Origin of the sequence: Paraburkholderia sp. RL18-085-BIA-A (assembly GCF_046027075.1) — a bacterium.
GTDB lineage: Bacteria > Pseudomonadota > Gammaproteobacteria > Burkholderiales > Burkholderiaceae > Paraburkholderia.
In genome coordinates this window covers 1-9,329 of record NZ_JARESU010000219.1, presented here as the reverse complement: position 1 = coordinate 9,329, position 9,329 = coordinate 1, and the positions used below count along the sequence as shown (strand labels likewise).

Annotated in this window: 8 protein-coding genes; 4 read left to right on the top strand and 4 right to left on the bottom strand. The window is 60.3% G+C overall.

The window, feature by feature from the left end; translation table 11 throughout:
- Positions 1–604: MFS transporter (locus tag P0D89_RS48745; protein ID WP_408379095.1), on the bottom strand; the 604-nt coding region annotated here is incomplete at its 3' end.
- A 164-nt stretch (positions 605–768) separates the two neighbouring features.
- Here P0D89_RS48745 and P0D89_RS48740 point away from each other — a divergent pair.
- Positions 769–1,056, top strand: a complete 288-nt coding sequence (locus tag P0D89_RS48740) for a hypothetical protein (protein WP_408369627.1) — start codon at positions 769–771, stop codon at positions 1,054–1,056.
- A 30-nt stretch (positions 1,057–1,086) separates the two neighbouring features.
- On the opposite strand, the gene P0D89_RS48735 is transcribed toward P0D89_RS48740, so the two are convergent.
- The 3 genes from P0D89_RS48735 to P0D89_RS48725 all read right to left on the bottom strand — a co-directional run bounded on the left by P0D89_RS48735 (position 1,087) and on the right by P0D89_RS48725 (position 5,802).
- The gene (locus tag P0D89_RS48735; protein WP_408369646.1) at positions 1,087–1,938 is read right to left on the bottom strand and encodes a TauD/TfdA dioxygenase family protein; all 852 of its coding nucleotides are present in this window, start codon (positions 1,936–1,938) and stop codon (positions 1,087–1,089) included.
- Between the two features lie 1,312 nt (positions 1,939–3,250).
- Positions 3,251–4,552 carry an MFS transporter gene (locus P0D89_RS48730; protein WP_408369630.1) on the bottom strand — a complete coding sequence of 434 codons (1,302 nt, stop codon included), beginning with the start codon at positions 4,550–4,552 and terminating at the stop codon, positions 3,251–3,253.
- Positions 4,553–4,761: 209 nt separating this feature from the next.
- Positions 4,762–5,802, bottom strand: coding sequence for an alpha/beta fold hydrolase (locus tag P0D89_RS48725; RefSeq protein WP_408369633.1), 1,041 nt, complete (start codon positions 5,800–5,802; stop codon positions 4,762–4,764).
- A gap of 103 nt (positions 5,803–5,905) precedes the next feature.
- On the opposite strand from P0D89_RS48725, the gene P0D89_RS48720 reads away from it, so the two are divergent.
- The 3 genes from P0D89_RS48720 (at position 5,906) to P0D89_RS48710 (ending at position 8,874) form a co-directional block, all read left to right on the top strand.
- Positions 5,906–6,943, top strand: a complete 1,038-nt coding sequence (locus P0D89_RS48720) for an AraC family transcriptional regulator (RefSeq protein ID WP_408369636.1) — start codon at positions 5,906–5,908, stop codon at positions 6,941–6,943.
- 384 nt (positions 6,944–7,327) lie between these two features.
- Positions 7,328–8,290 (top strand): TauD/TfdA dioxygenase family protein, encoded by a 963-nt coding sequence (locus P0D89_RS48715; RefSeq protein WP_408369638.1) that lies wholly within the window; start codon positions 7,328–7,330, stop codon positions 8,288–8,290.
- 104 nt (positions 8,291–8,394) lie between these two features.
- Complete coding sequence (locus tag P0D89_RS48710) at positions 8,395–8,874, top strand: 2,4'-dihydroxyacetophenone dioxygenase family protein (RefSeq protein ID WP_408369641.1); 480 nt, start codon at positions 8,395–8,397, stop codon at positions 8,872–8,874.
- Positions 8,875–9,329: the final 455 nt, after the last annotated feature.

The window sequence follows — 9,329 nt, the reverse complement described above, 5'->3', positions numbered from 1 at the left end:
GGACATCGTACGGCGCGTCGTGCAGCGGATTGGCGGGCAGCGCGCGCAGGCCGCCGAGCACCGCGGCGATGCCGATCGGCACGTTGATCGCGAAAAGCCACGGCCATGATGCGACTGACAGCACCGCGGACGCGACCGTTGGCCCGATCGCCACCGACAGTGCGACCACCATCGCATTGACCGCCACGCCGCGTCCAAGCATTGACGGTGGATAGATCGTCCGCACGAGCGCCGCGGTGACGCCCATAATGCCCGATGCGCCGAACCCCTGGATCACACGCATCACCGTGAGTGTCGGCAGCGAGCTGGCGAGTGCGCAGCCGAGCGACGCGACGGTGAACAGCGCGAGGCCGGCGATGTAGATGCGCCGGTAGCCGACGCGTTCGCCAAGCGACGCGAGCGGCAGCAGCGTGATCGTGATGGCGAGCTGATATGCGTTGACGATCCAGATCGACGCGGCGTCGGACGTATGCAGGTCGCGCGCGATGGTCGGCAACGCGACGTTGGCGATCGCGCCGTCGAGCATGGCGAGTATGGTACCCAGTGAGACGAAGACGATCGCCCAGAAGCGCTGCGGAAGCGGCAGGCCCGTATCGGCATTCATGAGGGGGACCGTGCCAATCTGGGGCTGTAACGTGGCCATGGCGCTTCCTTGTGGTGATTGATGGTGCGGCAGGTTGGATCGGGCGCTTACGTTTTCCCCGTCGGCCTCATCGACACGACTGGATCAATTCCACACAACGCCCGGTTCGCAGCCTTGGCCATCAGATGATCGCCAAACTGCTCCCGCAGGCGGTTTTTCTGGACCTTGCCCGCGTGCTCCTGTGCCGCGCGCCCATGCGCACGGCCAAGGGCAAGCATCCTGCAAACCTGAACATGAGCCGCCCCTTGCCGGCTCGCGCCGAAGCCACTAAAGGCGATATGGGACGGGGGGCGAACGCCCGCTGGAGATTGGGACTCTCCGAAAACGGAAAAATGGCACAAGAGAGAGCGGCGATGCCGATTTCTCGATTTCTATCGAAGTTCAGTGAACCTGTTAGTAGGGTTTGTCGCTGACGATGGTGTCATAGAGTTCATGTCGATCATTCAGTACGGCGCGTCGCCGATGATTGCGGTGCGTTCCATCTTGCGATGGCACGGGGGGTAATCCATCACTGCGTAGTGCTGGGTCGAACGGTTGTCCCAGAACGCAACGCTGTTTTTCTTCCAGCGAAAACGCACCTGGTATTCGGGAATATTGGCTTGGCTGGTCAGGTAGTTAAGCAACTGACTGGCGCCCGGCGACTTGTCCAGCCCGAACCGCACGTTGGCCGGCGTATTGAAATTGGTGAAGTGTGTCGTGAAACTTCCGCTGACAAATAGCACCTTCTCTCCGGTTTCGGGGTGGGTACGCACAACCGGGTGCTCCGCGTCCGGGTACTGGGCCTTCAGCGCAAGACGCTTCTCGATCGGCATCACGGCGCCGAAGCTCGCCTCGATGCTGTGGCGCGCGCGCAATGAGGCGATTTTCGTCTTGATATCCTCGGGCAGTTGCTTGTAAGCCTCAACCATGTTGACCCACATCGTGTCGCCGCCCACAGGCGGGCATTCGACACAGCGCAGGACGCAGCCTAATGGCGGCTTGTCGCGCCAGGCCGCATCGGTATGCCAGGAATTCTCGTTGCGTTCGAGAGGACTCTCCGGGGTCTTGTAGATCTGAACCAGTCCGGGGCAATCGGGATCGCTGCCTAGCACTGGATGGTCCTCCAGCTCGCCGAAACGGCGCGCAAAGGCCACGTGCTGCGCGCGCGTGATGTCCTGGTCACGGAAGAACACCACGCGATGCTTCAGGAGCAGTGCCCGGATCTCTGCCATCAGCAGGTCATCCTCGGCAGCGGCGCCCAGGTTGACGTTGCCGAGCTCGGCGCCGATCGTGCAAGTGAGCGGCTCGACCCTGATCGAGTTGCCCAGAGAGGTTGCGCGGACCACTGCGGGTGCCGCTTCGAGGCGTTGAGTCATGAAGATTGTCTCCTGTTGTTGCCTAGGCCGATCGATGCTTGTGACTGTCGGCGTGGCGTTTTTTGCGGGCGTCTTGTATGGGCAGCGTGCGTGAGACGGCCAATAGGGCTCATCGTCGACGTTCTCTTCTCGCTCCATTTTGCGCCGAGCCGGCCAATAATCTATGACCGCGTAACCACGACGCGATCGTCGATTCATCCGCGCTTTCGTCCGGTTGGATCGACGGCGACTGTTTGTGCGACGTGTTGATTACGCCGCAGACGCAAGTAAGTAACCCGTCGCGGGTACGGGGTTCCGCGCGAAACTCATCGCGGGTCGCTTCGCATCAGGTGGGAAGACACACCACGATCCGTCGTCGTGTCGAAAGAAAACGATCGCGATTGGGCCAGCCGGTTGGGTGGTCTCCACGCACACAGAACGCCATGGCCTTTGTCGTGATTGGCTGAATCGCGTAACTCGGGCACTACCCATCAAATCCTGGCCAAGCCACTTTGCGACCAAGATGCTCAACGACCTTTCCCGGGTACTCATTTGCTCCTCCAACCATTTAAACGTCTGATACGAATCGCGCCGTACTACTTGCTCCGGGCGGCGGTCGATCACGCCGCTCAACCACTGACACGCAACTCCGTCTCGCTTATGCGTTTCCGTGGTGATCTTGGGTAAGGACAATGACTCCAGCATAGCGCCAATAATTATTTATGTCGACATTATTTATTTAGCGTGATTCGGCAAGCGATTGCAGTTCGCCACGTCATGCCTTTAAAAATAGGGGCTGATATAGGCCGACCGGCGCCGGCCATCGTTGTGGTCGTGATAGGCGGCCCGATGACCGGCGGTGATCGATCTGACCCACTCTCCAACGGAGATAACTGACGCAAAATGGACTGCAAAAGGGCTTGACCGCAAGCGTGTCGATGCATCGCAGAGGCGACAGAAACGATTGCGAACAAGGGTCTGTTGTCTGAGCGAAGCGGACACACGAACGTCCACGCGGCCATGAAGGCGAATGACCTTCATGGCCGCGTGCCGACTGCAATCGGCATACGCATCGTCAACCTCGTTGTGCCTTGATCGGCAGCAGGCCACCCTCTCCGGCCATTCGACCCAGCGGATCGCCGGCAACCTTGGCCTGTGTCGGCACTTCTCGCACGACACTCTCGTGCTCAAGTTCACCGCTGCGCCTCGATCTGGAATGCTGTCCTGTTCAATCGATAAGGCATCCATATTTACGTGAAACGTCTCTGCCACCCTAGCTATTTGAACCACGACCTCGCGCACCACGCAGATAACGCACGCCAATCAACAGGACGACGGCGGACGCGACACTGGCGAGTGGCAATAGTTGCAAGGCGGGCGCCAGCCCCAGTCGGTCTGCCAATATTCCCGTCACAACGGCACCAGGCGCCAGCCCAAGAATGTTGAAGGCCAGGGCGAGCGTTGCCATGGCTGTGCTATGGATCGCCTTGGGCGTCAGATTCGCAACCATCGTACCGGCCGGGCCCATCACGCCAGCGCTAAAGAACAGCGCCAATGCGATAAGAGTGAGTTGGATTGAACCGGCGGGAAACTGAAATGCCGCGAACAGCAATGCTGCACAGGTCAGGTTAAAGGTGATCGCCAGGAGCATTTTCCGTCGTGGCGAATCACGGCCCAGGCGATCGGACAGTGCGCCGCACAGGGGCATTCCGCATGCACCGCACAGGACAAAGATGGCCGCGACGCCGCCCGCCCTGCTCAGTGGCATGTCATAGACCCGATTCAGGAAACTCGGCAGCCAGGCAAGCAGGCCACCGTTGATGAAGAGCTGCAGCCCGCTGCCGATGTAGACGCAGATCAACACCCGGGAGGTGAACAGATCTCTAAAGACCTGCCCGACGCGGATGGTCGCCAGCGATTCAGTTTGCTTGATGCCGGTTGATTGACCGCTCGCCCCTTCGATCCGCGCCGGACTCGCGACCATCATGTAGAGCAGGGTCAGCGCGATACCAAAGATCGCCATGCCAACGAACGCACTGCGCCAACCGAAATGGCTTGCCAGTGAACCGCCAAACCCGATCCCCATGACCGACCCGACCATGCTGCCCGCCATAAATGCGCCCGCTACCGTGGAGGTGTGCCGTGCCGGGAACATGCTGATCAGAATGGCCATGCCAACGCTGGCGTAAGCGGCTTCGCCGACACCGACCAGAAAGCGCGCCGACAGCAACGTGAAGTAGTTGTGCGACAGGCCGCAGAGCAAGGTCGCGATGCTCCAGATCGCCGCCATGAGGGTCACGCTGCGTACACGACCCCATCGGTCGGCGGCAAGCGAGATTGGGAACGCCAGGATGCCAACAGCCAGCGAGACAATGCCGCTGAGCGCTCCGAGCCGGGTGTCGGACAGGCCCCACTCCGCCTTTATTTGCGGAAAGACTGCGCTGAGCACTTGCCGCGACATATAGTCGGACAAGAGCAGTCCGAATGTCAGCGCAAAAATGACGCATGCATAGCCGCGAATGCGCTGCGGGCGCTCGCCGTCATAGCACGCTGTTTCTTGCATATTCACTGCCACAATTCTGTCTCCTGTTATTGCTGCTGCTAATGCCATCTGTGCGCAGCTCTCTCTTTCCAACTCTGGCGTCCGCGGCGGCGTGTGCCAGGCTTTCCCACGGCCGCTCATTCATCCTGGGGGCTCTCAGGGATAGTGAAACCTGTCCTGCGCTCAAGCAGCCATGTCGCTGGACGCCCCGATCCGGGCATCGCAGCCGGACAACCAGGACGCTAGCTCTTGAACTGCCCGAGAAATTCCAGGAGCAATTCGTTGACCTGATCAACGCTTTCTTCCGCCGCAGCATGGCCCACGCCGGGTAGCAGCACCTTGTTCTGCAGTCCGGGCAGATAGGTGTCGAGCCGGTCGTAGATAGCGCGGATTTCGACCGGTTCGAGGGAAGGGTCAGCAGCGCCACCGATGAACATACTCGGCTGGCGGACCACCGCGCCGTCCAGAAACGAGGTGATTTCCCAGTTCCGGTCGCGACAGCGGTAGTAGTTAATGGCGCCGGTAAATCCCGTGCGCGTGTATTCGTCGACGTAGTAGTCGATCGCCCGTGCGCTCAACCATGACGGGAACTCCTTCGGCTCAGTGAAGGCGTTGAGAATCGGCTCGCCGGCTTCGACGAACAGGCGCCAGCGTTCGGCGCCGACGGCGCTGCCGGAGACCGAGTAGAAGATGCTGCGCAATGTCTTGCGCGGATCACTGGCGAACTCGCGATCCGGCTTGTCGAGCTGCTGGAAGTACAGGTGGTGGTACACCCTGCCTTTTGCCATTTCCCGCAAGCCGACGGTTGGTTTGACCTTTCCGCGCGGTGGCACCGGAGTATTGAACATCACGAGGCCGCGGAACAGATCCGGCCTCGTCATGGCCGCCGCTTGAGCCACCCATGCGCCCAGGTCGTGTCCGACGATCACCGCGGATGTTTCACCCAGGGCCGCCATCAAGCCAACCATGTCGCCGACGGACTGGCTCATGTCGTACGCTTCGATGGAATCTGGCCGGTCGCTTTGCCCAAATCCCCGTTGATCGGGGACGACGACCCGAAAGCCGGCCTGGGCCAACGCCCCGATCTGGCGGCGCCACATGTACCACAGGTATGGAAATCCATGCAGCAGAATGACGAGCGGGCCTTGCCCCTCGTCGATGTAATGCATGCGAATGCCGTTGACTTCGGCAAAGCAGTGGTTGAATGCGGCGGGGTCGTCGGCATCCACTTGCCCGAATGCGGCGCGCGGTTGACCGATGTGCGTTGCAGCGCTGGTGTCCATTGTCTGTCTCCATCTTTTGAAGTTCCCGGGCTGTAAGATAGCGCTGGCAGGCTGTTCCGTACTAAGCTTGCCGGGACAGACTTTTGTGAAATTGGGACAGTCCGTGCATACCCTGACGCGAAGTGCCAGCCTTACCGACTATGAACACGTGGCCCGTTCAGTGGGGCTCGATCCGTTTCGCATGCTGCGGATGGCCAGGCTGCCGGACACGGTCTTCGACGATCCGAATCTGATGATCAGTGCCGATTCGGTGGGGTGGCTGCTGGAGGAGTCGGCACGTCTGTCCGCTCAGGAGGCCTTCGGACTGTTGCTCGCGGAAACGAGAAGCCTGGCCAATCTGGGCGTGCTGGCGCTGGTGCTCCGGGAAGAACCAACGTTGCGCGCAGCAATGCAATCTGGCGTCCGCTATGCGCGACTGCACAACGCCGGCGTGCAATTGCGGCTTGACGACGCAGGCGACGTCGTGCTGCTGCATGTGGGCGCGAATATGCAGGGGGGGCACGGCGTCTGGCGCCAGACTATCGAAATGTCGACCGGCATCCTGTTACGGATGTTCAGGGCCCTGAGTGGCAATACCTTCCGGCCGGTCAGGGTCACTTTCACTCACGAGCGGCCCGCCAGTCTTGACGTGCACCACCGCGTGCTGGGTACGGCTATCGAGTTTTCACAGGAATGCAATGCCATCGTTTGCCGCGGGCGCGACCTGGACATGCCCATCCCTGCTGCAGACCCGACGCTGAATCGGGAGGTGAAGCGATGGCTGGACATGCAACTGGCCAACCTCCGCGACGAGCCGGCGCAACGGGCGCGCCAGATCGTCAGGATGCTACTGCCAGGCGGACTTTGTTCCGTCGACCAGGTCGCCCAGCATCTTGGCATGCATCGACGTACTCTTAACCGGCACCTGGCGGCCGAGGGTGAGAGTGTTAGCACGATCATCAATGCGGTACGTGCTGAACTCGCTGAGGAGTATCTGGCCAACAGCAAACGCAGGTTGTATGAAGTCGCCGAACTCCTCGGTTTTTCCTCTGCCGCTGACTTTTCGCGCTGGTTCCGCAGCCAGTTTGGAAAAACACCCTCGGGTTGGGCCGCCCAATACCGAGAGAGCAAGGCGGCAGCGGGGCCCATCTCGCACACGTAGGAGGTAGGAAGGAGGTTCGGAGTCGGCTCCCGCGCCTCTCCGTCATCCGGGCCTGCCGCACTGCCTGAACCCGCCGCACCCTGCACGTTGCCGACGTCACCGATCCGCCGCCCGTTCCCCTCGATTACCCGACTACCTGCATGGCCGCCCGGAAGCACGCGAGCGTTGTTGCTCTCCGTTTTTCAGCCACGGCACCGGGCCTGCTGTCCCAATATGCAAATAAATTGTCCGGCCATGCTAATGGTATCGCGGCCGCAATGCGTAGTATTGGATCCCGTGGTCGACGAAACAGTGCCCCTGCCTTCCTGCTGACAAGGGCCAGCTACATCTGCCGGACGCACACATGGCTCGCCGCCGCCGCACAAACACAGATTGGAGACATCAATGACAGCAACCGCCGTACCCCAGGACACTACTTCCCAAGCCACATCCGCGTCGCCGGCCATTATCCGGCCATCGGTGCGCCAGCATTCGATCAAGGTGGAGATTTGCACGCCCGCCATCGGCGCCGAACTCAGCAACATCAGCCTGGCTGATGCCGCGCTGGACCCTGACGCCATCGCCGAAATCCGGGCGCTGTGGCTCAAGCACAAAGTCCTGTTCTTCCGCGATCAGAACATTACGCCGATGGAGCAACAGAACTTCGCCGCGCAATTCGCTGAACTGGAATGTCATCCCCTTGCCCCGAGCCATCCGGAGGCGGACAAGCTGCTGATGCTGTACCGCAATCTCGACTCGAGCAAGCCTAAGAGCTTCGTCGAAAAAGCCAGCCGCGAAAACCTCTGGCATGCCGATGTCACCTTCAAGAAGGCACCGCCCCGCGGAGCGGTGCTGCGTTGCGAACAGGGTCCGGCATCCGGCGGAGACACCATGTGGTCCAACATGGTGATGGCCTACGAAAAGCTGCCCGACTCCATCAAGCAACGGATCGACGGCCTGTACGCCAAGCACAGTGCCGAGCACACGTTTGGCGCCCAGTTGCCGATCGAAGAACGTCACGCGATGGCCGCGAAGAATCCCGCCGCTGAGCATCCGGTTGTGCTCATCCATCCCGAGACGGGTGAAAAGGTGTTGTTCGTCAACTCGACATTCACGACCCATTTTTCGAATTTCTTCAACTTCGAGGATATCCGATACGGTCAGGACTTCATGCCGGAGGCTCATCATCTGATGAACTATCTGACCTCTCAGGCCGCGATTCCGGAATACCAGGTACGTCTTAAGTGGAGAACCAACACGGTTGCCATGTGGGACAACCTGCAGGTTCAGCACTACGCAGTGGCGGACTACGACAACTCGCCACGAAAGATGCTGCGCGCCACCCTCGCGGGTAGCCCGCTAGTCTAAGGCGAACAGCTTCCTCCTGCGTATCCAGGGCACCCGCCCATCAGGGACGGGCGGCCTTGGCACGCTTGCAGGTTTCGACCACTACCACATCAATGGAGACAGATATGCTTTACGAACACGTCGACACCGCAGTCATTGATGGCGAATCGCTACCGTGGGTACCGTTTGCGCCGTATGCGGAAAACGTCCTGCTGAAGTACTTCAAGCTTGACCCGATCCGGGGTGAATGGATCGTGCTGATGAAGTCACCGATCGACATGCAACTGCCCAAGCATCACCACACCGGTACGGTCATGGTCTACACGATCGAAGGGAAGTGGAAATACAAGGAGCACGACTGGATCGCCGGACCCGGCAGCGTCGTGTACGAGACCGCCGCATCGACCCACACGCCTGAAGTCGTCAGCACGGGAAGCGGAGACGGATATGTGGTCACGCTGGTTCAGGTGACCGGCGATCTCCTGTTCCTCGACGGGAACGACAACATCGTCGCGCTCGAAAACTGGAAGTCAGGGCTGCAGCGCTATCTTGCCTATTGCGAGCAGCATGGCATCAAGCCGAAAGATCTCACGGCATTCAACTGATCTGAAATTCACGGGGACTCCCGAGATCCCCCGGGGTCCTCGTGACACTCAATGCCTCGCTCGCAAGACGCAATAGATGGTTAGGCAATATCAGGACTTCAGCACTACGCCGGGTCATCGCAGGTCACAGGCGGCGAAAAGACGGCTGCGTGCACCGACCACGCAGCCCATGTCGCATCGCGATATCTCCCGCCGCCAGCGCCGTTGTCTGATCGCAAAAGCCCAGGAGAGGGGAAGCACGGGGTCCCGATTCGCGGCCTTGAAACGGAACCCGATAGAGGGGTACGGCCGTCTGCCTCCCCGATCACAGACATTACGAACGGAACGACGCCATGAATGGCTTGATGATGCAAAAGCAGTTGTTGATCTCCTCACTCATTGTGCACGCCGATCGCCATCATGGCGATACGGAGATCGTGTCCCGGCGGGTGGAGGGCGATATCCATCGCTACACC

Bases quoted from the DNA above. Each gene is read 5' to 3' on its own strand.
- P0D89_RS48740 (WP_408369627.1), top strand. From the start codon at position 769: ATGATCGCCAAACTGCTCCCGCAGGCGGTTTTTCTGGACCTTGCCCGC.
- P0D89_RS48710 (WP_408369641.1), top strand. From the start codon at position 8,395: ATGCTTTACGAACACGTCGACACCGCAGTCATTGATGGCGAATCGCTA.
- P0D89_RS48715 (WP_408369638.1), top strand. From the start codon at position 7,328: ATGACAGCAACCGCCGTACCCCAGGACACTACTTCCCAAGCCACATCC.
- P0D89_RS48725 (WP_408369633.1), bottom strand. From the start codon at position 5,802: ATGGACACCAGCGCTGCAACGCACATCGGTCAACCGCGCGCCGCATTC.